The sequence below is a fragment of the Massilia sp. YIM B02769 genome, from assembly GCF_030411995.1.
Taxonomy (GTDB): domain Bacteria; phylum Pseudomonadota; class Gammaproteobacteria; order Burkholderiales; family Burkholderiaceae_D; genus Telluria.
The window spans coordinates 149,394-175,388 of sequence record NZ_JASNRC010000014.1; the positions used below are offsets into that span (position 1 = coordinate 149,394).

The following is a 25,995-nucleotide window of genomic DNA, read 5'->3' on the forward strand; positions in this document are numbered from 1 at the left end:
AGCAGATCGTCCATGACCGCGTCTTCGATCGCCAAGGGAGAATTGCATTGAAAAAGAAATTCGGCCTGTTCCTGTTCGCACTCGGCCTGAGTGCTTCCTATGCCTATGCCTATGATGACGACACCGCCTGCATCATGGACTGCCACGCCAAATACGTGGACTGCATGTCGCGCGGCTACTTCACCCCGAACTACTGCCAGAACCGCATGAGCGTCTGCTCGGCGATGTGCGATGGCTGGGACGGAAACGGCCCGATTCCCTGATCACGTTTCGTCGCACCGAAAGCCGGCGGCCGTACCAGACGGCGGCCGCCGTGCGCAGCACACCGTCTCGATCATGAGGGAGAATCGAATTGAAAAAGAAGCTTGGCCTGTTCCTCTTCGCACTCGGCCTGAGTGCTTCCTACGCCCATGCCGACACCGACTACAACACCTGCTTCCAGACCTGTTGGGACCAGTACGAAGACTGCCTGTCGCGCGGTAACTTCACCCTCAACTACTGCGGCCACCGGATGAGCATGTGCGCGGCGATGTGCGACGGCTGGGACGGCACCGGCGACATCCCGTAACCGTTCAACGCGCGCGGGTGCACAGGTAGACTGCACCCGCCGTCGCCAGGAAGCCGGCCAGCGTCATCGCGCTCAGGGTCTCGCCCAGCAGCGCAAAGGCCATCAACGCCGTCACGCCCGGAATCAGGTAGAACAGGCTCGCCACCTTGCTCGCTTCTCCCTTGCGCATCATGAGGAACAGCAGGCTGGTCGCGCCGATCGAATTCACGACCGCCAGCCATCCGGACGCAAACAGCATCGCCGGCGTCCAGCGCACGTCGAGGCCTTCCACCAGCAGCGACACGGGCAGGGCCACCAGCGTGGCCACCGCCAGCTGCACGAAGCCGCCGGTGCGCAAGTCCATCCCGGCGCAGAACTTCTTCTGGTACAGCGTGCCGAGCGTGACCCCGGCCAGCGCCACCACAGCTGCGGCATAGGCGCCGACGCCCGCGCTGCCCGTGCCCAGCTTGTGCCACACCACCAGCACCACGCCCATCACGCCGCCCGCCATGCCCAGCCACTGTTTGGCGCCCAGGCGCTCGCTGAACACGAACGCCGCGCCGAGCGCCGTGAACACTGGCATGGTGCCGACGATCAGCGCCGATTCGCCCGCCGACACGCCCAGCTTCAGCGCCGTGTACAGGCCCGAGAACTGCAGCGCCTGGATCAGCAGGCCGACCACCACCAGGTGCCCGAACTGCCTGCGGTTCGCCGGCCACGGCGCGCGCACCGCCAGCGCCACGATCAGCAGCACGAATGAAGCCAGTCCGAAGCGGATCGCCAGCAGCGTGAACGGCCCGGCATACGGCACGGCCAGCTTGCCGACTACGTAGCCGGAACTCCACATCGCAATGAAGAGCAGGGGCAGGGCCAGGCCGGTGACGCGGGCGAGGGTGGAGGAGGCGGGAGGGGCAAGCCTGAGCGTGGTCATCGAGTTCTCCGGTGGTTGATCTTTCCAGCTTAGGCCGAATACTGCCGCGATACAATCCAGTTATCAGGCAACCGATTGTTTCCAAGGGCGATACGATGAGCGAGATGCAGCCACGCGACTTTTCCGATGTCTGGGCCTTTGTCCGGGTCGTCGACAGCGGTTCGTTTTCCGAGGCAGCGCGCCAGATGGGTACGACCAAGGCCAACGTCAGCAAGCAGGTGGCGAACCTGGAAAAGAATCTGCACGCCAGGCTGCTGAACCGCTCGACGCGCAAGCTGGGCCTCACCGAGGCCGGCAGCGCGATCTACCAGCACGCGCTGCGCATGCTGGAAGAAGCGCGTGCCCTGGAAGCCACGGCCGCCGGCCTGCAGACGGGGCCGGGCGGCACGCTGCGCGTGAGCGCGTCGATGGCCTTCGGCACCACCTGCCTGGCCGGCCTGCTGCCTGCCTTCATGGAGCGCTATCCCGATATTCGCGTAGTGCTGAGCCTCACCGACCGCTACGTCGACCTGGTCGAGGAAAACGTCGACCTCGCCCTGCGCCTGGCATCGCGCATTGACATGCTGAGCGCCGTGGCGCGTCCGATCGCCAGCATCCGCTACGTGCTGGCCGCCACCCCGGCCTATGTGGCGCAGCACGGGACGCCGGCGCGCATCGAGGAGCTGGCGCAGCACCGCTGCCTCAGCTTCGGCGCCGGCGGTGCGCCGCTCACCTGGCAGTTCGACGGCGTTGACGGCACGGCCAGCGTGCAGGTGGACAGCGCGCTGTCCGCCAACAGCAGCGTGGCCCTGCACCTGGCGATGCTGCGCGGCGGCGGCATCGCGCTGCTGCCGACCTATGTGGTGGGGGAGGACTTGCGCAGCGGCGCCGCCGTGCAGGTGCTACCCGCGTGGACGCCGCAGGGACACACGGGCGACAAGCTGTATGCGGTGTATCTCGAGAACCGCTTCCTGCCGCCGAAGGTGAGGGTGTTCATCGACTATTTGCTTGAGACGATCGGCGGTTAGCCATCCAACGGCGCTTTGCCTATTTTAGAATGTCCAAAGCCCCTTTCCTGCACGCGCTCTTTTTGCTGACATTAAGAGAGAGGGTGCTTTTGACAGCGGAAAAGTAGACTTCATCATTACCGTGCTAGGCATCACCAGAATCAGGAACATACTCACAAATGACTTGCTCATCCTCTATAAAATAGTTCATTCGATAATGAGATGATAAAGCGAGCCAGTGCATTGAGAGAAAAGGCATCATAAACACGTTGCAAAACAACGAAGGGCTTTTTCCAGCCTTTCCATCAAACGACACTCCAGATTTTGCAGAATCCAACTTTCTACTTCTTGTGCAAGCAATCTGGATCTCCAGCCTTTTTTTATAGCAATTCGAAACCGCTCATTTTTTAACAACGTGTTTTTTACATCTGTGAAGAAGTTTTTACTAGGGTATGATGTCAGCATTCAGTTGCCCTCGCTAATTACTTTCTTAGATAGAAGCAAGGCTTGGTTTTGCCTTGTATTCGAGTTCGTGAGGTTCACATACAAGCGCACGAAACAGCAGTTTGTCAATCTCTTGAAATATGTCCAGGGCTGAGCCGAATCGAAACGATTCGTCGATGCGAGAACGTTGAGTTTCAAAGGTGTCTCGTCGCTTCGCGATAAGCATTCATTGCACCATTTAAATTTTTCATAATTACCAACTTTCCTTACCTGCTCTGCATGTGCAATCCGGGGCCTGGCGGTATTGCCACTGATGAGCGTGAAAGCCACCGGTCGATCCGTGAGTGTCTCCTTGATGAATAAGGCTAGGCTGGTTGGGGGCATGGATTACAGTTTCCATTGCAATTTCTGCCAGGATTAACATCAGGTGGCCTCGCCTAAGCACCTGTGCCCTGCGATCTACCTTGCTTGGGAGGATTAATACGATGCCACATCTAATCCGGGAGTGTTCGCGTGGGGAGCCTCGAATCGGGCTTGAGCTAAAGTGTTAAAAATCCTAATTGTTAGACATCTTTGGAACATGCAAATTTAGATAACATAATGAATAAGCGAGGGGCGCTGTGGTTGTGGTGTAGGGTATCCTTCTTGGCTGGGTTGAAGTCCCTTAGGATCAGTCTTCGACGTTGGGTTCGCTTCGACATAGTTGTAAGTATTAATACCGCCTTCTAATCCAATAGGGTCACTCTGCACATACCGGCCTAACTGCGGATCATAATCCCTAAAGTAGTTGTAGAACAGGTTCGTGCTTTTGTCATAGTATTGTCCCGGCATGCGGAGGTTGAAGGTAAATATTCCAAGCCCAGCCGGGTTCTCGTTCGGCGGCAGCAAACCGAAAAAATCCCCATTGTCCAGCGCCACACCGTCTGGCCGTCAGGCGAGCGGGTGATAAAGCGAGGCGTATCCAAATGATTGGTATAGACGAAATACACATTTGTTGCGTGAGCCTCGTTCGGCGCCTCGCCGTGATGACTTGCTCGAGCACTCCAACCGGCGTATCACCGAGATAGATGAACTTCTTACTCGCTTTGCCAGTCGATCTTTTTTATTCGCCAATGATATGTTCTGCTTCTTTGTACACCAGCAATCGCGTCAGATGTCCCCCCGCCTTTGACTAAGTTCAAAGCGCGTTTCGACAATATACGATCATAAGCTGCAAGGAGGTTGAATAGGGAACTGCTCTACGCGATCTAGGTATTCTCTAGAGAAGTTTTCTTCTAAAGTCCTTGACCCTTCGAGAACAGCTTGTATTAATCCTATACTTTCGTTTAATGGATGTTCTTTCCCGATTTCAATTACATTGTTATTATCCGCAGTAAATGTTTTTCCGATATTTGGAAGGAACGCCACGAAATACCCTCCGACATCCAGACGAGTTCCACAACACTTATTCGTTGAGAATCGGACTTCTGTTGGAAGTTTCCCATTACCCCGCAGGCGATCAAAAGTTTTCACTTCGCCGACGATATTCGGTTCCTTGTTCTGATCAGTCCTTGTCTTTGCGCTTACAAGTTGAAACATAAAAACATGCTTTGCCTGTCGTGCTGTTTTTGTGCTTAAAGGTAACCCCGAACATGTGCAAGCATTTGCTTGGTACGTAAATGTGAATATGCAAAGAAATACTAGATATCTCAACATTGATGACACCTTGAGTGAACTTAAATTAATTCCAGCCGGCATAATAATAGTAAGAAGAATTTAGTATGTAAAACAAATCTACTGCCTCCATGAGTTGTATTGGGTGCAGTAATTTTTTTCAAACATCAATCTTTGGACATAAAGCGTAGCGCTTCCAGTTTTACATGACGTCACGCACTCCATTGATGCCGAATACGCGCGGCACTCAGAGTCACGGGCGAAATCTCTATAACTGATGCCGTTAACCTGATGCATGGGAAGAGATCCTCTTGGTAAATTTTTCCCGCTGGGTCCTTTGCACGAATTTGGACCATAACGCTTCTTCCAGTCCTCCAAATGGATTTCGTCATGCCTTTGAGTGCAACGTCTAGTAAGACTTTGGTCATGATTAACAATCTCGTAATTTCCATTCCCATCACATTGGATCGTGCCTAATTGGATCAAACCTGAAGGATCAATGCAAGTGAGTGGATCGCCATTTACGTAAATATATGTATCGATGCCCCCTCTTAACCCAATCGGATCGCTCTGCAAATACCTACCCAGCTGCGGATCATAATCCCTGAAGTAGTTGTAGAACAGATTCGTGCTCTTGTCATAGTACTGCCCCGGCATGCGGAGGTTGAAGGTAAATATTCCAAGCCCAGCCGGGTTCTCGTTCGGCGGCAGCAAACCGAACGGATCCCCATTGTCCCAGCGCCACACAGTGTGGCCGTCAGACGAGCGAGTGATAACGCGAGGCGTATCCAAATGATCGGTATAGACAAAATACACATTTGTTGCATAAGCCTCGCTCGGGACCGCGCCCGTGATGACCTGCTCGAGCACCCCGACCGGCGTATCGCCGAGATAGATAAACTCCTTACTCGCTTTACCAGTCGAGCTGTTGTATTCGCCAATGATATGTCCTGCTTCATCGTACACCAGCAATCCCGTCGGATTGACTGTCGTCCCTTTCACCTGCCGGACACGCTGTCCCAACCCATTGTAGAGATACGACGTCTTCGCCGTTCCCGCCGTGGCGCTACTCATGCGGCCGCGCGCGGTATAGGTGAAGGTAATCGACGTGTCATTTGTCAGATTGCCTGCAAGGTCGTAGGTATTGGACTTTGCGGGAAGAGGGCCGGTCGTGCCAACCAGGCGGTTGCTGTCGGCCGCGATCGTGTTCGAATAGGTGGTGCCCCCGATGCTGAAACTTGTCCGGTTGCCGTTGGCGTCATAGCTATAAGCCTGGGTTGCGGCGCTGCTGGTGAATCGAGTCAGCCGGTCAAGATGGTCGTATTCAAAGCTTTGGTCAAGGACCGAGGTGCTGGTTCCAGCCCCAGTATGCGTATAGGCTCTGATGCGGCTCGCAGCGTCCCAGGTCAGCGTACGCCAGCTGCCGGTACCCAAGGGATTGCCTAGGTTGTAACCGGTGATTCGCCCATCAAGGTCGTAGCTGCGGCTATAGGCATTCGGGTTGGCTTCGGTGCTATTGCCCCATTGCCAGCCTTTGACCGGGCCATGCGCGGCATACTCGACGTTGCTCAGTAGCGCGTACTCGACGCTTGCATTGGTACCAACGCCATTGGCGTTGACTGGATGAATGGTAATCGCACTCACGCGGCCCGCGGCGTCATAGCGGTAATTGACCTGATTGCCACTCGGGTAAGTCACACTGCTCAGCTTGCCGGTAGCACTGCCGCTGGTGCCGTACCCATACGCGACGCTGTGTACCAGCGACTTGCTGCTCGCAGTGACAGTCTGGGTCTTGCTGGCCACTTCGCCGAAGTCGGTGTACGTATAAAAATCGGCGTTAAGTCGATCGGATCAGTGAAACTGACTCTTGCGGACGACAGGAAGCCCGGACAGCGTCCTCGGCATGTTTGCGCTCCTGTTTGACCGCAAACAGCACGCTGCACGACCGGACGGGCTTGCCTCTTCGTACGGGCTCACAAGCTGCTTGAACGCATGAGCGCGATTGGTCGTGCTCCCGTTTTCTACTGAATCACGAATGCTTCCGACCTTTGCTATAGTTTTTGTTAACTTATCGGAGGTCCACTATGGAGGAAGCTGTGAAAAACGTAGATGTGAAGGTCACGGTCGATGTGCGCGTCGACCCGCTCGGGGTGGCCGTATTCCTGACCTCGGTCGCAGCGGCACTGTTCTTCTTCAAGAACAACACCAAGAGCCTGTCCCAAAAATAAGCACGTAAAGCAAGGGGAAGGCCTCAGCGCAAGCTGCCTTCCTCCACCATCGTCTCCTTGGCCACCTCGGCCACCTGCCTGTCATCCTCGGTGAGCCGCACCGTCTTCCAGCTGCCGCGCGCAAACCACGCCACCGACACCAGCGCCACGGCGACATTCGTCACCGGGAACGACCACCACAAGCCGTCCGCGCCCAGCGTGGTGTGCTTCGCCAGCACGTAGGCCAGCGGGAACTGGATCATCCACTGCGACACCATCGCGATGATCATCGCATTGAGCATGTTCCCGGAAGCGCGGAAGGCCGACACGATGCACAGCTGGATGCCGATGCCGCCCCAGGCCAGGCACATGATGCGGATGAAGTGGGCGCCGTCGACGATCACCGCCGGATCGTCGGGAATGAAGAAGCGCACCAGCCAGGGCGCGCACAGCCAGGCGATGCCGCCCAGCAGCGTCAGGATGGCGAAGCTGGCCACCGTGCCGAGCCAGGTAATGCGCTCGGCGCGCGCCATGTTGCCGGCGCCGATGTTCTGGCCAACGAGGGTCGCCACCGCCATCGCAATGCCCATCACCGGAATCGTGATCACCTGCAGGATGTTCGAGCCGACGCCGTAGGTGGCGATTGCCAGCGTGCCGAAGCTGGCCACCAGGAAGGACATCACCATCAGCCCGAGCGCGCGCGTCGACAGCTCCACCGACCCGGGCAGGCCGAGGAAGAAGGCGCGCTTCAGATACACCGGATCGGGCTTGAAACCGCTCCAGGACAGCGCAATGCCATGCCGCCCGCGCAGGAAGACCAGCATGCCCAGGCCCGCGGCCAGCGCCTGCGTGATCAGGGTCGCATACGCCGCGCCCATTACGCCCTGGCCGGGAACCGGTCCCCAGCCGAAGATGAACAGCGGATCGAGCACGAAGTTCAGCAGCACCGTGCCGGCCACGATCATCAGGGGAATGCGGGTCTGGCCGACGCCGCGCATCAGCGCCTGGAACATCGCGTACATGAACACGAACAGGATGCCCACGAAAGACACGCGCAGGAAGCCGAGCGCGCCGCTGTAGACCTCCGGCGCCACGCCCAGCAAACGCAGCAGGGTAGGGGCCAGCACGAAGCCGATCGCCCCGAACACGATCGAGGTGATGACGACCATCAGCATGGTCTGCGCCGCCACATGATTGACCATGTCCTGGCGCCCGGCGCCGACGTATTGCGCGGCCATGGTGGCGCCGGCCATGGCCAGGCCGGAACCGAGCGCAATCACCAGGAAGGTGACTGGGAAGCTGACGGAAATCGCCGCCACTGCCGAGGCGCCCAGTCGGCCGACCCAGAAGGCGTCGGTCAGCTGGTAGCCGGTTTGCAGCAGGTTGGCGAGCATGATCGGCACGGCCAGCGTGACGAGCGCACGCGGGATCGAGCCTTCCAGGAAGAGGGTCTTGCCGTCGGTTTTCATGGTTTCATGCTAAGCCATCCGGGCGAAGCATGATGTCCGGCAGACTCGGCTAGCTTTGGTGTGCTTCGGCAGGTGAATGATGCGCACCGGCGGAAGTCTGGCTCTGTGCTGCTCTGCCGGCCAGTAAAACTCAGCAGATTATTGATGGGGCGGAATATAGCCGAGGTGAAGGCCTGGCGGCACCGAAGTCTCGTCCGGATCACAGACGACGGGTTGAACTCGCATCAGCCGTTCACGTCAGCGTAGCGGGTTGCGTACTTGACATTATTCTAGAGGCTTAAAGGCATGACTATTGTCGAAGCCAAACATGTCTTCGTCATACATCCGGCTCATCTTGCGCACCAGGTGCATTTGCAGGACAGGCGGCAGCTGGAAGTAGGGGGCGCTGGCTGTGGTCGAGCGTTGCAGGTCGAGCTCGCCCGTGATTGCCCGGATGGCGGCCTTGGTGTCACGGTGAAAAGCGATGATCTTCAGCCGCCCTTCGAAAGGATCATTCACCATCTTTCCGTCCTTACTGGCGTAGAAGCGGTAAACCAGGATCGGATCAACCAGTCCGTCGCCGTCGATATCGTTTAACTCGGTCAGCTTGGTCCACCACTGCACGCCAGCCATTTCTATCGGTGCGCCATCGCTGACCGTGCCCTTGGCCGTCAGGGTTGGCCCAGCATGTATCGTGAACAAGTGCGCGCCGATTTTACTCGACAAGGTTTTGCCATCGTAGCGCCGGTCTCCGCTTTCGGTCAGGTACACCACGTGATCGCCGCTATCGTCGCGGTAGCAGAAGTGGGCGAATACCGGCAAGGTCACCTTGGCAGTCTTGAGGGTATCCCGATGCAGCAGGAAGTCATCGTTGGCACAGCGCGAACCTGGAACGGCATGCACATTCGATGAGACCAGAGTGGCGAGGGTAAACAGGAATATGGCAAGGCGGCGCATGATGAAGGTGTGTGGAAGGCCGAGGAAAATAATAGCTTATTAACGGTCGTCTTCAGTTTACTCCAGACAAAAGATCAATTTCGGGGGGCTTGCCTGTCGCAAAACGATATCAGCTTATCGCCGAGAGGATGTCATGGGCAACGCGAGTGGCGAGATTCGACACATTGCTGACATTGGTACTGCTTGCCGTCCTTGACGAGCACTCATCTGTCTAAGAGTCGTGCCAGATGGGTTTCCATAGATGGGTTCCCTTTGCCCAGTCCCGACATTTCTCTTAAAACGCCGAGCCAAGCGCTGAGAAACGCTTTATCCCCCTTCAGGCCCAGTCGGTCACCGTCCCAACGAGCTTGGTAGCTTCGATTGCGAGCTTGTAGATCCTTAAGCCGGGCGGCACAGGCATCGCAATATGATGGTCGCCACCAGACATACTTTTTCTCGACTTCGTATGCGATCTGCTGTCGTTCCGCAGTGAAAACGAAAGTGACACCGCATCCACGGCACTGGCACCGCAACGACTCATATTCAGTCGCGTGATGGTCGTAATGGCCGTCGGTTCGTTGACTTGAGACAGACCAGGATGACCGCGAAATTGGAACGCTCATGTGGTGGTAGGCAGGTTTCGTATCTGCGGGAACGTCTGATGTGGGCCGATCTCGGCCGTTCAATACAGCTCAGTGTAAGGCCGTGGTTGTTCCCAAAGCAAGCAAAGGCTGCGCTAAGGGTTGCTGGGCCACTAGGTGCCCACAATGGAACTCCACAACCACGGAGGCCTCATGGATTCGATTTCTAGCAAAGCCAAAAGTGCAGGGCCCTGGAACAAGGGACGTCTTGTCGGGCAAAAGCTCCCGTTGAAGTTACGGGAAATTTGGGCGATTCGCATTCGTCTACAGTTGTCCGCGCGGGTGCGGGACCTCGCGCTGTTCAACCTCGCTATCGATAGTAAGCTGCGTGGCTGCGACCTCGTCAGTCTGCGCCTCAAGGACATCTCGCAGGGGCGAAGCATCTTTCACCGCGCGATCGTCATGCAGCGTAAAACTGGCCGGCCCGTTCAGTTCGAGATTACGGATCAGACCCGGCAATCAGTGCTTGCCTGGATCGAGCGGCGTCAGCTGTCCGGAAGCCAGTACCTGTTCCCAAGCCGAGTGAGCGAGTCGCCACACCTGTCTACCCGCCAGTACGCGCGTATTGTTACCAGGTGGGTGGAATCGATCGGGCTGGATGCGACCGCTTACGGAACACACTCGATGCGCAGAACAAAAGCGACTCTCATCTACCGGCGAACGAAAAATCTTCGAGCAGTTCAGTTGCTTCTTGGGCATACTAAGCTCGAGAGCACCGTCAGATATTTTGGGATCGAGGTCGATGATGCCCTTGAGATCGCGGAGCAGACCGAAGTCTGACCAGGCCGTTAGCCGACTGCAGCAGAGGCTAGCCGGTCGCCTGTTATGATCCCGGACTACAGTCGGCAATTGGCCCGATAGCAGACGATTGGTAAGGCTCAGTTTGCGGCCCTGCCGCCGTCAGCGCAATGTAGAAATCTGGTCAGCCATTCTTATGCGCGCTCCGGCAAATGAATCGACCGCGCCAGCAAATGCCCCGCCAGCCAGCCGCCGATCAAACCGCCAATATGCGCCGCATTGTCGGTGTGCGGATAGATGAAACCCATCCACAAACTGAAGAGCAGGAAGGGGATCATCGAGCCGCGCAGGTCTGCCACCACCGTGGGCGGCACGCCGCTGTCCTTGCGGCCCAAAAAGGCGAGCAGGCCGCCGATGATGCCGAAGATCGCGCCCGAGGCGCCGACGCTGTTCACATGCGGATTCCACAGCACGCTGGCCAGGCTGCCGGACAGGCCCGCCAGTACGTACAGGCCCGCAAAGCGCACGCTGCCGAAAATGCGTTCGGTGACTTGCCCCACCTGCCACAAGGCCAGCATGTTGAAGCCGATGTGCCAGATGCTCCCGTGCAGGAACATCGAGGTGAACAGGCGCCACCACTCGCCCTTCAGCGTCAGGCGGCCGTAGTTCGAGCCCCATTCGACCAGCTGCTGCGCCTGCAGGATGGCCGAGGCATCCGGGTTCAGCGCGAACAGCTGGCGCAGCGGTCCTTCGAGGAAGGTCTGGTAGCGCTGGCGGGCCAGCCACATCAGCGCAAAGATGCCGATGTTCGCCGCCAGCAGGCCCCAGATCACGGGTGTTGACGGGCTCCAGTAATCGATGCGGTCATGGAAGACCTCCTGCTCGGCGTGGGCCTCGGCAAAGGCTGCGGTCTGGCGCGCGGGCAGCAGGGCGACGATGCGGTCGGCGGTGGCGGCATCTTCCACGCTGAAGCCGATCGTCAGGTCTTCCTTCACGCCCAGCACGTCGAACCAGACATCGCTGCCGCTGGCCACCACGTTGACGATGTCGACCGTGCGCAGGCGCTGCTCCTCGCGCCGCGGCATGCGGAAGGAGCGATGCCGGCTGCCGCGCAGGATCACGAAATCGTCGCCGATCTCGATCGCGCCCTTGCCGCGGTACTGGAAAGGATTGGTCGGCCAGTTCGACCCGGCCATGTAGAAACGCAGCTTGAAAACGTGGGCGCCCGCCATGCAAGTCCTTTTGAATCAGCCGCGCTTGCGCTCGTGGTTCCACAGCACGTCGCTGCCGCCGGCAAACCGGTTCAGCACGCGCGCCAGCACGAACATCAGATCCGACAGGCGGTTCACGTATTGACGCGGCTGCGGGTTGAGCGTGTCGGTCTTGGACAAAGCGACGATGGCGCGCTCGGCGCGGCGGCACACGGTGCGGCAGACGTGGGCGGTGGAGGCCGCGCGCGAGCCGGCCGGCAGGATGAACTCCTTCAGGATCGGCAGGTCGGCATTGTATTTTTCCAGCAGGCCGTCGAGGCGCGCCACGTGTTCGTCCTTGATCATCTGGTAGCCGGGGATGCACAGCTCGCCGCCCAGGTCGAACAGGTCGTGCTGGATCGAGACCAGTTCCTCGCGCAGGTCCGCCGGCATGTCTTCGCAGAGCAGCAGGCCGACAAAGGAATTCAGTTCGTCGACTTCGCCCAGCGCGTGGATGCGCGCGCTGTCCTTGCCGGTACGGCTGCCGTCGCCGAGGCCGGTGCTGCCGTCGTCGCCGGTGCGTGTGGCGATTTTAGAAAGTCGATTGCCCATGATTATGTCCAGACCATAAAAAAAGATAGCCCGAGGATACGACAAAACGATGTGATTGTGCTTACAATCCTCAGCATGTCCGCCCCTCTCCAAGCTCCTCTCAGCGCGCCGCCGGAACGTCGTGAACAGGTTGCCGCGGCCCTGCGCGCCAGGCTGCCGGCACGCGCGGTCCTGCACGATCCCGAAGACACGCGCCCCTACGAATGCGACGGCCTGGCGGCCTACCGCCAGCTGCCGATGATCGTCACGCTGCCATCCAGCGAAGCCGAGGTGCTGGCCATCCTCGCCGTCTGCCGTGAATTGAACGTGCCGATCGTGCCGCGCGGCGCCGGCACCGGCCTGTCGGGCGGCGCGCTGCCGATCCATGACGGCGTGGTGGTTTCCACCGCACGCCTGAACCGCATCGTCAAGGTCGATGCCTACGCGCGCACCGCCATCGTCCAGCCGGGCGTGCGCAACCTGGCGATTTCCGAAGCGGCGGCGCAATACGGTTTGTATTACGCGCCCGATCCGTCCTCGCAGATCGCCTGCACCATCGGCGGCAACGTGGCCGAGAACTCGGGCGGCGTGCACTGCCTGAAATATGGCCTCACCGTGCACAACGTGCTGCGCGTGCGCGTGGCCACCATCGACGGCGATGTCATCGAACTTGGCGGTGAAGCGCTGGATGCGCCGGGCCTGGATCTGCTGGCCGTCTTCATCGGTTCCGAAGGCATGCTCGGCATCGTATTGGAAGTGACGGTAAAGCTGGTGCCGAAGCCGGCGGCGGCGCAAGTCATCATGGCCAGTTTCGATGACGTGGTCACTGGCGGGAACGCCGTGGCCAGCGTGATCGCGGCCGGCATCATCCCGGCCGGCCTGGAGATGATGGACCGGACCTCGTCGCGCATGGTCGAGCCTTTTGTCCGCGCCGGCTACGACACCGACGCCGCCGCAATTTTGCTGTGCGAGGCCGACGGCACGCCTTTGGAGGTGGCCGAGGAAATCGAGCGCATGACGGCGGTGCTGCAGGCAGCCGGCGCCAGCGCCATCGCGGTGTCGCAAAGCGAGGCGGAGCGGATGCGCTTCTGGTCCGGCCGCAAGAACGCCTTCCCGGCGGCGGGGCGCATCTCGCCGGATTACTACTGCATGGACGGCACCATCCCGCGCAAGAACCTGGCGCAAGTGCTGACCGGGATCGAGGGCATGGAGACGACCTACGGCCTGCGCTGCGCGAACGTGTTCCACGCCGGCGACGGCAATCTGCACCCGCTGATTTTGTTCGATGCGAACCAGCCGGGCGAATTCGAACGCGCGGAAGCATTCGGCGCTGCGATCCTGGCGCTGTGCGTGGAAGTCGGCGGCACGATCACCGGCGAACATGGCGTGGGCATGGAGAAGATCAATTCGATGTGCGTGCAGTTCGGCCGGTTGGAGCTGGACGCCTTCTTCGCCGTGAAACGCGCCTTTGATGCACCGATGCTGCTCAATCCGGACAAAGCCATCCCCACGCCGCACCGCTGCGCCGAATTCGGCAAGATGCGCGTGAGCGGCGGCGTGCTGCCTTTCCCCGATTTGCCGCGTTTTTAAGAACACAACAGATGATCGAGACATTCAGGGAACAGGTGCGCGCGGCCGTTGCGAACGGCGGCAAGCTGCGCATCCGCGGCGGTGGTACGAAGGACTGGTACGGTCAGTCATTCGAAGGTGAGATCCTCGATACGCGCGGGCACACGGGCATCGTCGACTACGAGCCGACGGAACTCGTGATCACGGCGCGCTGCGGCACACCGCTCGCCGAGATCGAGGCCGTGCTGGCCGAACAGAACCAGATGCTCGCCTTCGAGCCGCCACACTTTGGCGACAGTGCCACTTTTGGCGGCGCGATCGCGGCGGGCCTGTCCGGCCCGCGCCGCGCCAGCAGCGGCGCCCTGCGCGACTTCGTGCTCGGCGCCGAGCTGCTGGACGGTAAGGGCGAGCTGCTGCGCTTCGGCGGCCAGGTGATGAAGAACGTGGCCGGCTACGACGTCTCGCGCCTGCTGGCCGGTTCGCTCGGCACGCTCGGGCTGATCACGCAGGCGTCGGTGAAAGTGCTGCCGCGTCCTTTTGCCGAGACCACGCTGCGCTTCGAGATCGGCGAAATCGACGCCATCCGCAGGCTGAACGAATGGGGCGGCCAGCCGCTGCCCATCTCCGCCAGTTGCTGGCATGCGGGCGTGCTGGCGCTGCGGCTGTCCGGCGCGCAGGCGGCGGTGGATGCGGCCGTGAAGTCGCTGGGCGGGCAGGTGATGCCGGATTGCGCGGCCTTCTGGGCATCCTTGCGCGAACAGCGCCATGCCTTCTTCGCCGGGGACATGCCGCTGTGGCGCCTGTCGCTGCCGTCCACAACCGGCGCTATCGTGTTAAAAGGCGAACAGCTGATCGAGTGGGGCGGGGCGCAGCGCTGGCTGCGTGCGCAGAGTGCCGATGCCGAGACCATCCGCCGCACCGCGTCGGCGGCGGGCGGCCACGCGACCCTGTTCCGTGGCGGCGATAAAAGCGTGGGCGTGTTCCAGCCGCTGGCGCCGGCGGTGGCGCGCATCCACGCGCGTCTGAAGGTGTCCTTCGACCCTGCGCAGATCTTCAATCCGGGACGGATGTTCTAGACCATGCAAACCAATCTCGCCGATTTCATCAAGGGCACGCCGGACGGCGACGAGGCCGAAGCCATCCTGCGCGCCTGCGTGCACTGCGGCTTCTGCACCGCCACCTGCCCGACCTATCAATTGCTGGGCGACGAACTCGATGGCCCGCGCGGGCGCATCTACCTGATCAAGCAGGTGCTGGAAGGCGCCGAGCCGACGCGCAAGACCCAGCTGCACCTGGACCGCTGCCTCACCTGCCGCAATTGCGAATCGACCTGTCCTTCGGGCGTGAAGTACGGGCGCCTGGTCGACATCGGCCGCCGCGTGGTGGAAGAACGCGTGCCGCGCACGCTGGGCAACCGCATCAAGCGCACCACGCTCAAGGAATTCCTGCCGCGAACAAGCCTGTTCAAGGTCGCGCACAAGACGGGCACGCTGGCGCGGCCGCTGCTGTCGAAGGACTTGCAGGACAAGCTGCAGCCGGCCCGCGCCGCCGGCCGCTGGCCCACGCGCAGCCACGCGCGCAAGATGCTGGTGCTGGAGGGCTGCGTGCAGCCGGCCATGGCGCCGAACATCAACGCCGCCACCGCGCGCGTGCTCGATGCCGTCGGCGTGCAGCTGCTGGTGGCGCCCAGGGCCGGCTGCTGCGGCGCGGTGCGTTACCACATGAACGACCAGGCGGGCGGGCTGGACGACATGCGCCGGAATATCGACGCCTGGTGGCCGTATGTCGAACAGGTCGAGGCGATCGTGATGACGGCTTCGGGCTGCGGCGTCACGGTCAAGGAATACGGCCACCTGCTGGCCCACGATCCGCACTATGCGGCAAAGGCGGCGCGCATCTCGATGCTGACGCGCGACCTGTCCGAGATCCTGCCGCAGTTCGAAGCCCAGCTGGCGCTGCAGGCCGACAGGAAAGGCGGCCAGCGCGTGGCCTTCCATCCGCCGTGCACACTGCAGCACGGCCAGCAAATCCGCGGCAAGGTCGAAGGCGTGCTGCGCGCCGCCGGCATCGACGTGGTGCTGTGCGCCGACAGCCACCTGTGCTGCGGCTCGGCCGGCACCTATTCGGTGCTGCATCCGGAAATCGCGCACGAACTGCGCGACCGCAAGCTGGCGAACCTGGAGGCCACCGGGGCGGGGGAGATCGTGTCGGCGAATATCGGCTGCGTGACGCACCTGCAATCGGGCACCGCGACGCCGGTGACGCACTGGATCGAGCTGCTGGACCGGCATCTGGTGCCTGTCGCGGCAGGCTGAATCGGGCCGGTCGGCAAGGCTGGGGCGGGCGTGTTAGCATCCGTCCCATCCTGATCTTCAAGAGCAAGCAATGAGTTTCGTATTCCGCCTCGTGCGCGAAGAAGGCGGCAGCGCCCCCGCGATCGTGTTCGAGGATTCCACCAGCCCCGGCTTCGTGCCCCTGTGGGAAGAAGTCGGCGTCTACGACGCGCTCTACAACAGCGACGGCAAGCCGGCGCGCGACGTCTCGCGCAGCATCGCCTATGGCCTGGACCGGGTCAGCGAGGAAGCCGCGCTGGCGCGCCTGATTCCGTCCAGCCTGTCGATGAGCGAGGCGATCCGCTTCCTCGAAGACGTGAACCGCGCCTGCGTCATCCACGGCACGGCCGAGATCGAGACACGCTGACAGCGCGTTAGAACTTCGCTTCAAACGCCGTTACGCCGCGCGGGGCGAGCGTGTATGCTGCTGGCCTCCGCAACCATGACCAGAGCCATGCCGCGCCCCATCATCACCATCACCGGCGAAACGCCGGACCGCGCCCGCGTCGAACAGCTGCTGCTCGAAAACGCCGCGCTCGTCTTCGACGACTGCGACCTGTCCGGCGCCGACCTCTCGCGCCTGGACTTGCAGGAAGCGAGCTTCCGCAGCTGCGCGCTGCTCGAGACCTCGTTCTACGCCGCCAGGCTGGCGCGCACGCAATGGCAGCGCTGCCGCGCGGGCCACGCCGACTTCGAATCCGCCGACCTGGTCGACGCGCGCTTCGCTTCCTCGGACCTGAACAACAGCAGCTGGCGCCGCGCCAAGCTGGCCTCGGCGAGTTTTCGCAGCTGCAAGCTGACCGGCGCGAATTTCGAAGAGGTGAGCTACCTCGGCCTGTCGTTCGAAGACACGCTGCTGGTCGGCGCCGACCTGCGCCGCATGTCCTTCCGCAAGATGAAGCTGGTGGGGCTGGATTTCGCGGATGCCGATTTGTCGGGCTGCGACTTCCGCGACGCCGTGTTCGAGGGCGGCGGCTTGCGCGACGCCCACATCAAGGACACGCGTTTCGATGGCGCCGACCTGCGCGAGGCCGACCTGGGTGGTTTGAAATTGGTGAACGCCAAGTTGTTCGTGGGAGCAACAATCTCGCCGCGCCAGGCGGCCGAGCTGGTCAGGGCAATGGGGCTGAACGTGGCCTGAACCGCGGAAGTGGTTGCACGTGGCAACAGGAATTGCGCAGGATGTAAGCAAATGCCAGCGTTGTAAGCGAATGTTAACGCTGTCAACAGTCCAGTGCGCCACACCGTTCTTGGTGGAGTGACAATCAAACGTCTACTGACAAAACAACCAAGAGGAGCTGCACCATGAAAAAAACTATCGCTACCCTGATCGCCGGTCTGTTCGCGAGCGCCGCCTTTGCCCAATCGCCGGCCACGCCCGTCGCGAAAGTGAATGCAGAGAAAATGGATGCAAAGACCGCCGTGTTGGTGGATAACAAGGACCTGAAGTCGACCGTCAAGGCCGACAGCAAGAACAACACCGTGGTTGCCCAGGCCGAGCCGGCGACCACCAAGAAATCCGACAAGCAAACCAAGTCGGAAAAGCAAGCCAAGTCCGACAAGCAGGCCAAGGCCAAGTCGCACAAGGACAGCAGCAAGTCCGGCAGCGTCGCCGCAACGGCATCGGGCACGGCCCAGACCGACAACACGGCCGACACCAATTCGTCGACCAACACGGCTACCGGCTCGAGCTCGACCTCGGCAACCTCCCAGGGCGGCAGCGACATGGCGCCGACCCCAAGCTCGACCCCGATGACCTCGCCGGCACCGATGACGCCGCCAACCACCACGCCGACCGAAACCGGCCTGGCCCCGGCCCCGGCATCGACCGTGCCGCCGACCAATCCGATGACCCCGGTCGATACCCAGTCCGCACCGACCCCGGCCACGCCGACCACCCAGCAATAATCCTGCGCGCTGGCACGGAGCCCGCTTCGGCGGGCTTTTTGGCGTGTTTCGAGCGGGCCTGATTCGCCATTTTTTGCGCTATATCAGGCTTCGCACGTCCATCGACCGAAAACGCGCAAGATCGGTCTACGCTGAGGGACCGGCGGCATCGGCGCCGTCATTTCCTCAGGGGATTTGTCATGGCTATCGATTCGAGCGAAGAAACCGTCAACGGCAAGGACGGCAATCAGATCTTCTTCCGCAGCTGGCGTCCGGCCGGCCAGCCCAGCGCCCTGGTCGTGATCTGCCATGGCGTGAATTCGCATAGCGGCCAGTACGACTGGACGGCGCGCCAATTGGCGGACAGCGGATTCGTGGTCTATGCGCTGGACCTGCGCGGGCGCGGCAAGTCGAGCGGCGAGCGCTTCTATGTCGAGGACATCGAGGAATACGTCGGCGACCTCGCCACCCTGATCGACCTGGCCAAGACCCGCGAGTCCGGCCTGGCCGTGTTCCTGCTCGGGCATTCGGCCGGCGGCGTGGTGTCCTGCGTCTACACGCTCGAGCACCAGGCCGAGCTCGACGGCTTCATCTGCGAAAGCTTCGCCTTCAAGGTTCCTGCGCCCGACATCGCGCTGTCGGTGATCAAGGGCCTGAGCCACATCGCCCCCCACCTGGGCGTGCTCAGGCTGCACAACGAGGAGTTTTCGCGCGACCCGGAAGCGGTGCGCGCGCTGAACAACGATCCGCTGATCGCCGGCGAAGTGCAGCCGGCCAGCACCGTGGCCGCGCTGGCGCGCGCCGACGACCGCCTGAAGAAGTCGTTCGACCAGATCACGCTGCCGGTCTTCATCATGCACGGCACCGTCGACAAGGCAACCGTGCCGGCGGGCAGCCAGTTCTTCTACGAGCATGCGGGGTCGGTGGACAAGACCCTGAAGCTCTACGAAGGGCATTACCACGACCTGCTGAACGACTACGGCAAGGAGGATGTGCTGGCCGATACCACGCACTGGATCAGGCAGCATTTGCCGCGTACGGCGTCGGCGGGCATGGCCTAGAGGCCGGATCGGGGCGGCTCAGCGCGCCAGCAATTGCTCGATATCGTCCCGGATTTCTTCCGGCTTGGTGTTCGGCGCATAGCGCTTGACCACGCTGCCGTCGCGGTTGACGAGGAACTTGGTGAAGTTCCACTTGACCCCTTGCGTGCCCAGGATGCCGGGCGCTTCGCGCTTGAGGTGGCGGAACAGGGGATGGGCGTTGGCGCCGTTGACGTCGATCTTGGCGAACAGCGGGAAGCTGACGCCGAAGTTGCGTTCGCAGAACTGGCCGATCTCGGCCTCGCTGCCGCTTTCCTGCTTGCCGAACTGGTTGCAGGGGAAGCCCAGCACCTCGAAGCCGCGCTCGCCGTAGTCGCGGTGCATGGTTTCCAGGCCACGGTATTGCGGCGTGAAGCCGCAGCCGCTGGCGGTGTTGACGATCAGGAGCACCTGGCCGCGGTAGGACGACAGGTCGACAGGCGTGCCGTCGAGGGCGTTGGCGGAGAAGTCGAAAACGTTCATGGCTCGATCATACCAACACATGCTGGCATGTCCCAGCATTTGCCGGAGGAAGGTAGCGTGGACGGGTTTCCCGTGCACGCGTTCAACATCCGCAAGATTCTTCGCGAAAGCCTTGGCGCCGGTGGGACGCGTGGACGGCAGAGCCGTCCACCCTACGATTACACCAGCCCGAGATGCTCGGTCCCCGCCGAGAAATCGCGGTTCTTCGCGTGCTTGGAATTGAGCTTGATCGTCAGACGCAAGTCGTTCACCGAGTCCGCATTGCGCAGCGCGTCTTCGTACGAGATCTTGTCCGCCTCGTACAAGTCGAACAGCGCCTGGTCGAAGGTCTGCATGCCCAGCTCGCGCGACTTCTTCATGATCTCCTTGATCTCGTGGACCTCGCCCTTGAAGACCAGGTCCGAGATCAGCGGAGAATTGAGCATGATTTCCATCGCCACCACGCGGCCCTTGTCTTCCTTCTTCGGAATCAGGCGCTGCGACACCAGGCCGCGCAGGTTCAGGGACAGGTCCATCAGCAGTTGCTGGCGGCGCTCTTCGGGGAAGAAGTTGATGATGCGGTCGAGCGCCTGGTTGGCGCTGTTGGCGTGCAGGGTGGCCAGGCACAGGTGGCCGGTTTCGGCAAAGGCGATCGCGTGTTCCATGGTGTCGCGGTCGCGGATCTCGCCGATCTGGATCACGTCCGGCGCCTGGCGCAGGGAGTTCTTCAGGGCCGCCTCGAAGCTGTCGGTGTCCACGCCCACTTCGCGTTGCGTGATCACGCAGTTCTTGTGCGGGTGGACGAATTCGACCGGGTCCTCGATGGTGATGATGTGGCCGTAGCTGTTCTCGTTGCGGTAGCCGACCATCGCCGCCAGCGTCGTCGATTTGCCCGAGCCGGTGGCGCCGACCATGATCACCAGGCCGCGCTTGGCCATGATCACGTCCTTCAGCACCTCGGGCAGGCCCAGGTCCTCGAACTTCGGGATCTGCGTGGTGATCGTCCGCAACACCATGCCGACGCTGCTCATCTGCACGAATGCCGAAACGCGGAAGCGCCCCAGGTCGCCCGGGCTGATCGCGAAGTTGGCTTCGCGCGTCAGCTCGAAGCCGGCGGTCTGCTTGTCGTTCATGATCGAACGCGCCAGGTCGGCCGTGTGGGCGGCCGTCAGCGGCTGGCTGGACACCGGTGTCATGCGGCCGTCGATCTTGATCGCGGGCGGGAAGCCGGCGGTGATGAAAAGGTCCGAGCCGCCCTTGCTGACCATCAGGCGCAGCAGGTCGAACATGAATTTTGAGGCCTGGTCGCGTTCCATGCGTGCTCCTTAGCCGGGGAAGTTTTCCGGAATCTTCGCAGCCGAACGCGCCGCGCTGCTCGAGATGATATTCCGGCGCACCAGGTCGGTCAGGTTCTGGTCCAGGGTCTGCATGCCGGCGTTGCTGCCGGTCTGGATGGCCGAGTACATCTGGGCGATCTTGGCTTCGCGGATCAGGTTGCGGATCGCCGGCGTGCCGAGCATGATCTCGTGCGCCGCCACACGGCCCGAGCCGTCCTTGGTCTTCAGCAGGGTCTGCGAAATCACGGCCTGCAGCGATTCCGACAGCATCGCGCGTACCATTTCCTTTTCCTCGGCCGGGAAAACGTCGACGATACGGTCGATGGTCTTCGCGGCCGACGAGGTGTGCAGGGTGCCGAACACCAGGTGGCCGGTTTCGGCCGCCGACAAAGCGAGACGGATCGTCTCGAGATCGCGCAGCTCGCCGACCAGGATGGCGTCCGGGTCTTCGCGCAGCGCCGAGCGCAGGGCGTTGTTGAAGGAGAGGGTGTGCGGGCCGACTTCGCGCTGGTTGATCAGGCACTTCTTCGATTCGTGCACGAACTCGATCGGGTCTTCGATCGTCAGGATGTGCCCGTACTCGTTTTCGTTCAGGTGATTCACCATCGCGGCCAGCGTGGTCGACTTGCCCGAGCCGGTCGGGCCGGTGACGAGCACCAGGCCGCGCGGCTTCAGGGCCAGTTCGCCGAAGATGCGCGGTGCGTTCAGTTCTTCCAGCGACAGGATCTTCGACGGAATCGTACGCAGCACGGCGGAGGCGCCGCGTTCCTGGTTGAAGGCGTTGACGCGGAAGCGCGCCAGGCCCGGAATCGCGAACGAGAAGTCGCACTCCAGCACCTCTTCGTACTGCTTGCGCTGGCCGTCGTTCATGATGTCATAGATCATGGCGTGCACGTCCTTGTGCTCGAGCGGCGGCAAGTTAATGCGGCGCACGTCGCCATGGACGCGGATCATCGGCGGCAGGCCGGCAGAGAGGTGGAGGTCGGAGGCTTTGTTCTTGACCGAGAAGGCGAGTAATTCGGAGATGTCCATTTATAATCCTGTGCCGTGAAGGGCGCAGCTTCGGCCAGCGTTCTCGCATGTCCCGAATATTGCCCACAGAAAACGATTATGGTCACAATCGCCGATAACTTGCAAGCTGTCGAAGCGACAATCGCCGCCGCCGTCAAGGACGCCAACCGGGCCCGTTCCATGGTCCAGCTGCTGGCTGTCTCGAAGACGTTTCCGGCGGAAGCGGTACTCGAAGCGATGGCAGCCGGACAACGCGCCTTTGGCGAAAACTATCTGCAGGAAGGCGTCGAAAAAATCGCCGCCGTGGCGCGCGCGCAACCGGATACGCCTGTCGAGTGGCATTTCATCGGCCCGATCCAGAGCAACAAGACCCGGCCGATCGCCACCCATTTCAGCTGGGTGCACACCGTCGACCGCCTGAAGATCGCGCAGCGCCTGTCGGAACAGCGCCCGCCAGAACTGGGGCTCCTGAACATCTGTCTGCAGGTGAACATCAGCGGCGAAACCACGAAAAGCGGCGCCACCCCCGACGAATTGCCGGCGCTGGCGCGCCAGGTCGCGGCCTTGCCGAACCTGCGCCTGCGCGGGCTGATGGCGATCCCGGAACCGCAAACCGACCCGGCCCTGCAGCGCGCGGCGTTTGCCAGCTTGCGCAAGCTGGGCGAGGCCTTGCGCGCGGACGGCCTGCCGGTCGACACGCTGTCGATGGGGATGTCGGGCGACATGGCGGCGGCCATTCTCGAAGGCGCGACCATCGTGCGCGTCGGCAGCGCCATTTTCGGCACACGTACTTATCACAAGGATTCGGAATGAAGATCGCTTTCATCGGCGGCGGGAACATGGCGACGGCGCTGATCGCCGGGCTGGTCAAGAACCTGGGCGCAGGTGCGCAGGTGCATGTGGTCGATCCGAATGCGGACGCACGTGAAAAGCTCGCGGCGCAGTATGGGGCGGCCACCTCTGCAAGCATCGATGCCGCCGTCGGCGCCTGCGATGTGATCGTGCTGGCGGTGAAGCCGCAGCAGATGCGCGACGTGGCGGCCGCACTGGCGCCGCAGCTGGCGCAGTTGACTCAGTTGAATAACGGGCCGCTGGTGCTGTCGATCGCGGCGGGCATCCGCAGCGTGGACCTGTCGCGCTGGCTGGGCGGTTACGGCGCCATCGTGCGCACCATGCCGAATACGCCGGCGCTGATCGGCATGGGCATCACCGGCATGGTGGCGACAAGCGGCGTGACTGGCGCCCAGCGCGCGGCGGCCGACAGCGTGATGCGCGCGGTGGGCGAGACCGTGTGGCTGGATGACGAAGCGCTGATCGATCCGGTGACGGCGGTGTCGGGGAGCGGACCGGCATATGTGTTCTACTTCCTGGAAGCGATGCAGGCGGCGGCTGTGGAGATGGGCTTGAGTGCGGAGCAGGGCAAGGCGCTGGCGCTGGCCACGTTTGCCGGCGCGGCGGAACTGGCGACGCAGTCCAGCGAATCGCTGGAGGTGCTGCGCCAGCGCGTGACCTCGAAAGGGGGCACGACGCATGCGGCGATTACCAGCATGGAAGCGGCGGGCGTGAAGCCGGCGATCATGGCGGCCATGCAGGCGGCAGCGGCGCGCGGGCGCGAGTTGGGGGAGGAGTTGGGAGCGGATTGAAGCGCCGGATGTTATGCCGGCATGGTACCGCGTGGGCACGGGGCGCCCACCCTACGATCATTGAGTGTAGTAGTGTCGTTAGACGTCGCGGATTCAATATAGCGCCACATCGTCAAACGTAGGGTGGGCGCCCCTGTGCCCACGCGGTACAACGTTTATTGAAACCGCCCGCCAAATCGCTCGCGCAACACCGGCAACACCCGCTGCACCACCGGCATTACGCTCGGCAGCACATTCTGCACGATCTTCCACGCCGACACACCGGTCGCCACCAGTGCCAGCACCGGTTTCGGACGCGCGATCAGCAGGCCGAGCGCGACACCGCCGCCGGCCAGCAAGGCCTTGCGCTTGGCCATCAGCGACTGGCCGACGCCGCTGATCCGTTCGACCGGCGCCTTCAACAGGTTCAGTTCGTAGGCGATGTCGCCACGCTGCTGCGCACACTCGGCAATCAAGTGCGCGCGGCGCACCGCCAGGGGCTTCTTCTCACTGTTCATGCGCCGCTCCCGTGCCCTTGATGAAGGCGATATCCTTGTTCAGCTCGTCGAGCGTGGCCGCCATCATCGGCGGACGCGACGCGAAGCGTGCACGCACCTGCAGCAGGATCACGACAGCCGCCAGTGCAAACAGGCCGGCCATGCCGCCGATCGCCAGCAGGCGGTGGGTGTCCCAGAACAGCACGATCACGAACAAGGCCACCAGCATGAAGGCGCCGGCGCCGAGGAAGGCGGCGAACAGCGCCCAGGCCACGTAGCCGAGCAGGCGCTGCGCTTCCTCCTGCACCTCGACGGCGGCCAGCGCCAGGCGTGTGCGCGCCATGGCCAGGACGGTCGTGCCGATCCGGCCGACCGCCGCGGCAATGGCCATCAGCGGCGTCCGATCAGCAGGCCGACGACGACGCCGACGGCGGCGCCCACGCCCACCGCTTTCCACGGATTGTCCTTGACGTAGGTGTCGGTGGCCTTGGCGGCGGCCTTCGATTTCTCGATGACTTCCAGGTTCGCCAGGCCTTCCTTGGCGGTGGTGATGGCGGTCTCGAACTTGGCCTTGGCCGCTTCGAGCTGCTCGCCGGTCAGCGAACCGCCGTGGCGCAGCCAGGCTTCCGCGTCCAGGATCACGGTCTTCAGGTCGGCCAGGAGCTGGTCGCGGGCGCCGGTCTGGGTCGGGATTTTTTCCATCATGTTTTAGCCTCGTAATAGGGGGTGATTGGCCGCTGCCTTGCCGGCAGAACGGAGATTTGTATTTCGGACAATATTATCCTAATGCATAGTCTAACGCGACACCGGCAAAAAGGGCCGCACCCAACCAATTGTTGTGACGGAAGGCGGCGAAGCAGCGCAGGCGGTCGCGGTTGCGGATCAGGGTGTAGTGGTAGAGCGCCATGCCGGCCGCCACCACCACGCCGCCGACGAACCACCAGCGCAGGCCCAGCAGCCAGCCGCAAATCAAATCGATGGACAGGGCCACGCCGTAGCACAGCATGACGGCGGCCACGTCGTAGCGGCCGAAGGTGATGGCCGAGGTGCGCATGCCGATCTTGAGGTCGTCGTCGCGGTCGACCATGGCGTATTCGGTGTCGTAGGCCACGGCCCAGAACACGTTCGCCACCAGCAGCCACCAGGCCACGGCCGGCACCTGGCCCTGGATGGCGGCAAAGGCCATCGGGATGCCGAAGCCGAAGGCGATGCCGAGGTAGGCCTGGGGAATCGCGAAGAAGCGCTTGAAGTAGGGGTAGGTGCCGGCCACGATCACGGCCACGACCGACAACTGCTTGGTCAGCGTGTTCAGCGGCAGGATCAGCAGGAAGGAAACGATGGCCAGCACGGCGGCGACCATTACCGCTTCCCAGGCCTTGATGCGGCCGCTGGTGACCGGGCGGTCGACGGTGCGCTTGACGTGGCGGTCGAAGTCGCGGTCAGCGTAGTCGTTGATGGCGCAGCCGGCCGAGCGCATCAGGGCGGTGCCGACGACAAAAATCAGGACCACATGCCAGGGGGGCGTGCCGCCGGCCGCCATCCACAGCGCCCAGAGGGTGGGCCAGAGCAGGAGAAGAATACCGATCGGCTTGTCGGCGCGGACCAGCCGAAAATAAAGCGCCAGCTTGTTCATGAAATCGCGGTCTTGTTGTGTACAAGACAGCGATTTTAACGGGTTTGGAACGGAACACGGCTGGCACTGTTCCGCGGGGCTTGCCGGAGGGGGTAGGGTGGACACCCGTGTCCACGCGGTCTCACAGGTTGAACAGACGAGGCATGAGATTCGACATGCAAGCGTTGCACCGCGTGGACACAGTGAAGTGACCCCAAAAAGTTAGACACAACTTTTTGGGGTGATATGACGAAGTACACAGAGCAGTTCAAAC

29 protein-coding genes are annotated in these 25,995 nt (G+C 61.9%); 14 read left to right on the top strand and 15 right to left on the bottom strand.

Annotation, left to right across the window (positions count from 1 at the left end; genetic code table 11):
• Window positions 1–47 precede the first annotated feature (47 nt).
• Together QPK31_RS21650 and QPK31_RS21655 are read left to right on the top strand one after the other, a co-directional pair.
• Entirely contained in the window at window positions 48–263 is a 216-nt protein-coding gene (locus tag QPK31_RS21650; RefSeq protein ID WP_290424951.1) for a hypothetical protein, read from the top strand.
• An 89-nt stretch (window positions 264–352) separates the two neighbouring features.
• Entirely contained in the window at window positions 353–568 is a 216-nt protein-coding gene (locus tag QPK31_RS21655) for a hypothetical protein (RefSeq protein ID WP_290424952.1), read from the top strand.
• Between the two features lie 4 nt (window positions 569–572).
• On the opposite strand, the gene QPK31_RS21660 is transcribed toward QPK31_RS21655, so the two are convergent.
• Window positions 573–1,478, bottom strand: coding sequence for a DMT family transporter (locus QPK31_RS21660; protein WP_290424953.1), 906 nt, complete (start codon window positions 1,476–1,478; stop codon window positions 573–575).
• 95 nt (window positions 1,479–1,573) lie between these two features.
• Between QPK31_RS21660 and QPK31_RS21665 the strand changes: the two genes are divergently transcribed.
• On the top strand, window positions 1,574–2,485 hold the full coding sequence (locus QPK31_RS21665) for a LysR family transcriptional regulator (protein WP_290424954.1): 912 nt from the start codon (window positions 1,574–1,576) through the stop codon (window positions 2,483–2,485).
• A 1,011-nt stretch (window positions 2,486–3,496) separates the two neighbouring features.
• Here QPK31_RS21665 and QPK31_RS21670 read toward each other — a convergent pair.
• The 3 genes from QPK31_RS21670 to QPK31_RS21680 form a co-directional block, all read right to left on the bottom strand.
• Entirely contained in the window at window positions 3,497–3,826 is a 330-nt protein-coding gene (locus QPK31_RS21670; RefSeq protein WP_290424955.1) for an RHS repeat-associated core domain-containing protein, read from the bottom strand.
• A 285-nt stretch (window positions 3,827–4,111) separates the two neighbouring features.
• A complete protein-coding gene (locus QPK31_RS21675; protein ID WP_290424956.1) occupies window positions 4,112–4,486 on the bottom strand; it encodes a hypothetical protein in 375 nt (124 codons plus the stop codon).
• 195 nt (window positions 4,487–4,681) lie between these two features.
• Entirely contained in the window at window positions 4,682–6,364 is a 1,683-nt protein-coding gene (locus QPK31_RS21680) for an RHS repeat-associated core domain-containing protein (protein WP_290424957.1), read from the bottom strand.
• Window positions 6,365–6,657: 293 nt separating this feature from the next.
• Between QPK31_RS21680 and QPK31_RS21685 the strand changes: the two genes are divergently transcribed.
• Window positions 6,658–6,789 carry a hypothetical protein gene (locus tag QPK31_RS21685; protein ID WP_290424958.1) on the top strand — a complete coding sequence of 44 codons (132 nt, stop codon included), beginning with the start codon at window positions 6,658–6,660 and terminating at the stop codon, window positions 6,787–6,789.
• A gap of 23 nt (window positions 6,790–6,812) precedes the next feature.
• Here QPK31_RS21685 and QPK31_RS21690 read toward each other — a convergent pair whose 3' ends face one another.
• Together QPK31_RS21690 and QPK31_RS21695 are read right to left on the bottom strand one after the other, a co-directional pair.
• Window positions 6,813–8,237 carry an MATE family efflux transporter gene (locus QPK31_RS21690; RefSeq protein ID WP_290424959.1) on the bottom strand — a complete coding sequence of 475 codons (1,425 nt, stop codon included), beginning with the start codon at window positions 8,235–8,237 and terminating at the stop codon, window positions 6,813–6,815.
• A 264-nt stretch (window positions 8,238–8,501) separates the two neighbouring features.
• Window positions 8,502–9,173: a hypothetical protein gene (locus QPK31_RS21695; protein ID WP_290424960.1), complete on the bottom strand. Its 672-nt coding sequence runs from the start codon at window positions 9,171–9,173 to the stop codon at window positions 8,502–8,504.
• Window positions 9,174–9,946: 773 nt separating this feature from the next.
• Here QPK31_RS21695 and QPK31_RS21700 point away from each other — a divergent pair.
• Entirely contained in the window at window positions 9,947–10,573 is a 627-nt protein-coding gene (locus QPK31_RS21700) for a tyrosine-type recombinase/integrase (protein WP_290424961.1), read from the top strand.
• Window positions 10,574–10,725: 152 nt separating this feature from the next.
• Here the strand turns inward: QPK31_RS21700 and QPK31_RS21705 are convergent, their stop codons facing one another.
• Both QPK31_RS21705 and QPK31_RS21710 read right to left on the bottom strand, forming a co-directional pair.
• Window positions 10,726–11,763: a rhomboid family intramembrane serine protease gene (locus QPK31_RS21705; RefSeq protein WP_290424962.1), complete on the bottom strand. Its 1,038-nt coding sequence runs from the start codon at window positions 11,761–11,763 to the stop codon at window positions 10,726–10,728.
• A 15-nt stretch (window positions 11,764–11,778) separates the two neighbouring features.
• Window positions 11,779–12,333 carry a cob(I)yrinic acid a,c-diamide adenosyltransferase gene (locus QPK31_RS21710; protein ID WP_290424963.1) on the bottom strand — a complete coding sequence of 185 codons (555 nt, stop codon included), beginning with the start codon at window positions 12,331–12,333 and terminating at the stop codon, window positions 11,779–11,781.
• Window positions 12,334–12,408: 75 nt separating this feature from the next.
• On the opposite strand from QPK31_RS21710, the gene QPK31_RS21715 reads away from it, so the two are divergent.
• From QPK31_RS21715 to QPK31_RS21745, 7 genes are all read left to right on the top strand, one after another.
• Complete coding sequence (locus QPK31_RS21715) at window positions 12,409–13,902, top strand: FAD-linked oxidase C-terminal domain-containing protein (protein ID WP_290424964.1); 1,494 nt, start codon at window positions 12,409–12,411, stop codon at window positions 13,900–13,902.
• A gap of 11 nt (window positions 13,903–13,913) precedes the next feature.
• Window positions 13,914–14,957 (top strand): glycolate oxidase subunit GlcE, encoded by a 1,044-nt coding sequence (gene glcE, locus QPK31_RS21720; protein ID WP_290424965.1) that lies wholly within the window; start codon window positions 13,914–13,916, stop codon window positions 14,955–14,957.
• A 3-nt stretch (window positions 14,958–14,960) separates the two neighbouring features.
• Window positions 14,961–16,196 carry a glycolate oxidase subunit GlcF gene (glcF, locus tag QPK31_RS21725; protein WP_290424966.1) on the top strand — a complete coding sequence of 412 codons (1,236 nt, stop codon included), beginning with the start codon at window positions 14,961–14,963 and terminating at the stop codon, window positions 16,194–16,196.
• Window positions 16,197–16,266: 70 nt separating this feature from the next.
• Complete coding sequence (locus QPK31_RS21730; RefSeq protein ID WP_290424967.1) at window positions 16,267–16,581, top strand: hypothetical protein; 315 nt, start codon at window positions 16,267–16,269, stop codon at window positions 16,579–16,581.
• A gap of 87 nt (window positions 16,582–16,668) precedes the next feature.
• Window positions 16,669–17,355 carry a pentapeptide repeat-containing protein gene (locus tag QPK31_RS21735; protein WP_290424968.1) on the top strand — a complete coding sequence of 229 codons (687 nt, stop codon included), beginning with the start codon at window positions 16,669–16,671 and terminating at the stop codon, window positions 17,353–17,355.
• Window positions 17,356–17,519: 164 nt separating this feature from the next.
• Window positions 17,520–18,122, top strand: coding sequence for a hypothetical protein (locus tag QPK31_RS21740; RefSeq protein ID WP_290424969.1), 603 nt, complete (start codon window positions 17,520–17,522; stop codon window positions 18,120–18,122).
• 179 nt (window positions 18,123–18,301) lie between these two features.
• The gene (locus tag QPK31_RS21745; protein WP_290424970.1) at window positions 18,302–19,162 is read left to right on the top strand and encodes an alpha/beta hydrolase; all 861 of its coding nucleotides are present in this window, start codon (window positions 18,302–18,304) and stop codon (window positions 19,160–19,162) included.
• An 18-nt stretch (window positions 19,163–19,180) separates the two neighbouring features.
• On the opposite strand, the gene QPK31_RS21750 is transcribed toward QPK31_RS21745, so the two are convergent.
• From QPK31_RS21750 to QPK31_RS21760, 3 genes are all read right to left on the bottom strand, one after another.
• Window positions 19,181–19,663 carry a glutathione peroxidase gene (locus QPK31_RS21750; protein ID WP_290424971.1) on the bottom strand — a complete coding sequence of 161 codons (483 nt, stop codon included), beginning with the start codon at window positions 19,661–19,663 and terminating at the stop codon, window positions 19,181–19,183.
• Between the two features lie 158 nt (window positions 19,664–19,821).
• A complete protein-coding gene (locus QPK31_RS21755) occupies window positions 19,822–20,958 on the bottom strand; it encodes a PilT/PilU family type 4a pilus ATPase (protein ID WP_290424972.1) in 1,137 nt (378 codons plus the stop codon).
• A gap of 9 nt (window positions 20,959–20,967) precedes the next feature.
• Entirely contained in the window at window positions 20,968–22,011 is a 1,044-nt protein-coding gene (locus QPK31_RS21760; RefSeq protein ID WP_290424973.1) for a type IV pilus twitching motility protein PilT, read from the bottom strand.
• Window positions 22,012–22,089: 78 nt separating this feature from the next.
• Between QPK31_RS21760 and QPK31_RS21765 the strand changes: the two genes are divergently transcribed.
• Both QPK31_RS21765 and proC read left to right on the top strand, forming a co-directional pair.
• Window positions 22,090–22,803 (top strand): YggS family pyridoxal phosphate-dependent enzyme, encoded by a 714-nt coding sequence (locus QPK31_RS21765; protein WP_290424974.1) that lies wholly within the window; start codon window positions 22,090–22,092, stop codon window positions 22,801–22,803.
• Complete coding sequence (gene proC / locus QPK31_RS21770; RefSeq protein WP_290424975.1) at window positions 22,800–23,633, top strand: pyrroline-5-carboxylate reductase; 834 nt, start codon at window positions 22,800–22,802, stop codon at window positions 23,631–23,633. Before QPK31_RS21765 ends, proC begins: the two co-directional genes overlap by 4 nt.
• Before the next feature lie 155 nt (window positions 23,634–23,788).
• On the opposite strand, the gene QPK31_RS21775 is transcribed toward proC, so the two are convergent.
• The 4 genes from QPK31_RS21775 to ubiA form a co-directional block, all read right to left on the bottom strand.
• On the bottom strand, window positions 23,789–24,130 hold the full coding sequence (locus QPK31_RS21775; RefSeq protein WP_290424976.1) for a YqjK family protein: 342 nt from the start codon (window positions 24,128–24,130) through the stop codon (window positions 23,789–23,791).
• Window positions 24,120–24,500, bottom strand: coding sequence for a phage holin family protein (locus QPK31_RS21780; RefSeq protein WP_290424977.1), 381 nt, complete (start codon window positions 24,498–24,500; stop codon window positions 24,120–24,122). The genes QPK31_RS21775 and QPK31_RS21780 overlap by 11 nt, the downstream gene beginning before the upstream one ends.
• Complete coding sequence (locus tag QPK31_RS21785) at window positions 24,500–24,814, bottom strand: YqjD family protein (protein ID WP_290424978.1); 315 nt, start codon at window positions 24,812–24,814, stop codon at window positions 24,500–24,502. The genes QPK31_RS21780 and QPK31_RS21785 overlap by 1 nt, the downstream gene beginning before the upstream one ends.
• Before the next feature lie 73 nt (window positions 24,815–24,887).
• Entirely contained in the window at window positions 24,888–25,742 is an 855-nt protein-coding gene (gene ubiA / locus QPK31_RS21790) for a 4-hydroxybenzoate octaprenyltransferase (RefSeq protein WP_290424979.1), read from the bottom strand.
• Window positions 25,743–25,995: the final 253 nt, after the last annotated feature.

Excerpts from the sequence above, each read along its gene's own strand:
- ubiA (WP_290424979.1), bottom strand. The coding sequence starts at position 25,742 with ATGAACAAGCTGGCGCTTTATTTTCGGCTGGTCCGCGCCGACAAGCCG.
- QPK31_RS21745 (WP_290424970.1), top strand. The coding sequence starts at position 18,302 with ATGGCTATCGATTCGAGCGAAGAAACCGTCAACGGCAAGGACGGCAAT.
- QPK31_RS21775 (WP_290424976.1), bottom strand. The coding sequence starts at position 24,130 with ATGAACAGTGAGAAGAAGCCCCTGGCGGTGCGCCGCGCGCACTTGATT.
- QPK31_RS21740 (WP_290424969.1), top strand. The coding sequence starts at position 17,520 with ATGAAAAAAACTATCGCTACCCTGATCGCCGGTCTGTTCGCGAGCGCC.
- QPK31_RS21785 (WP_290424978.1), bottom strand. The coding sequence starts at position 24,814 with ATGATGGAAAAAATCCCGACCCAGACCGGCGCCCGCGACCAGCTCCTG.
- QPK31_RS21665 (WP_290424954.1), top strand. The coding sequence starts at position 1,574 with ATGAGCGAGATGCAGCCACGCGACTTTTCCGATGTCTGGGCCTTTGTC.
- glcE (WP_290424965.1), top strand. The coding sequence starts at position 13,914 with ATGATCGAGACATTCAGGGAACAGGTGCGCGCGGCCGTTGCGAACGGC.
- QPK31_RS21695 (WP_290424960.1), bottom strand. The coding sequence starts at position 9,173 with ATGCGCCGCCTTGCCATATTCCTGTTTACCCTCGCCACTCTGGTCTCA.
- QPK31_RS21760 (WP_290424973.1), bottom strand. The coding sequence starts at position 22,011 with ATGGACATCTCCGAATTACTCGCCTTCTCGGTCAAGAACAAAGCCTCC.
- proC (WP_290424975.1), top strand. The coding sequence starts at position 22,800 with ATGAAGATCGCTTTCATCGGCGGCGGGAACATGGCGACGGCGCTGATC.
- QPK31_RS21715 (WP_290424964.1), top strand. The coding sequence starts at position 12,409 with ATGTCCGCCCCTCTCCAAGCTCCTCTCAGCGCGCCGCCGGAACGTCGT.
- QPK31_RS21700 (WP_290424961.1), top strand. The coding sequence starts at position 9,947 with ATGGATTCGATTTCTAGCAAAGCCAAAAGTGCAGGGCCCTGGAACAAG.
- QPK31_RS21755 (WP_290424972.1), bottom strand. The coding sequence starts at position 20,958 with ATGGAACGCGACCAGGCCTCAAAATTCATGTTCGACCTGCTGCGCCTG.
- QPK31_RS21710 (WP_290424963.1), bottom strand. The coding sequence starts at position 12,333 with ATGGGCAATCGACTTTCTAAAATCGCCACACGCACCGGCGACGACGGC.
- QPK31_RS21735 (WP_290424968.1), top strand. The coding sequence starts at position 16,669 with ATGCCGCGCCCCATCATCACCATCACCGGCGAAACGCCGGACCGCGCC.
- QPK31_RS21660 (WP_290424953.1), bottom strand. The coding sequence starts at position 1,478 with ATGACCACGCTCAGGCTTGCCCCTCCCGCCTCCTCCACCCTCGCCCGC.
- QPK31_RS21690 (WP_290424959.1), bottom strand. The coding sequence starts at position 8,237 with ATGAAAACCGACGGCAAGACCCTCTTCCTGGAAGGCTCGATCCCGCGT.
- QPK31_RS21780 (WP_290424977.1), bottom strand. The coding sequence starts at position 24,500 with ATGGCCATTGCCGCGGCGGTCGGCCGGATCGGCACGACCGTCCTGGCC.
- QPK31_RS21730 (WP_290424967.1), top strand. The coding sequence starts at position 16,267 with ATGAGTTTCGTATTCCGCCTCGTGCGCGAAGAAGGCGGCAGCGCCCCC.
- QPK31_RS21675 (WP_290424956.1), bottom strand. The coding sequence starts at position 4,486 with ATGTTTCAACTTGTAAGCGCAAAGACAAGGACTGATCAGAACAAGGAA.
- QPK31_RS21750 (WP_290424971.1), bottom strand. The coding sequence starts at position 19,663 with ATGAACGTTTTCGACTTCTCCGCCAACGCCCTCGACGGCACGCCTGTC.
- QPK31_RS21705 (WP_290424962.1), bottom strand. The coding sequence starts at position 11,763 with ATGGCGGGCGCCCACGTTTTCAAGCTGCGTTTCTACATGGCCGGGTCG.
- QPK31_RS21765 (WP_290424974.1), top strand. The coding sequence starts at position 22,090 with ATGGTCACAATCGCCGATAACTTGCAAGCTGTCGAAGCGACAATCGCC.
- glcF (WP_290424966.1), top strand. The coding sequence starts at position 14,961 with ATGCAAACCAATCTCGCCGATTTCATCAAGGGCACGCCGGACGGCGAC.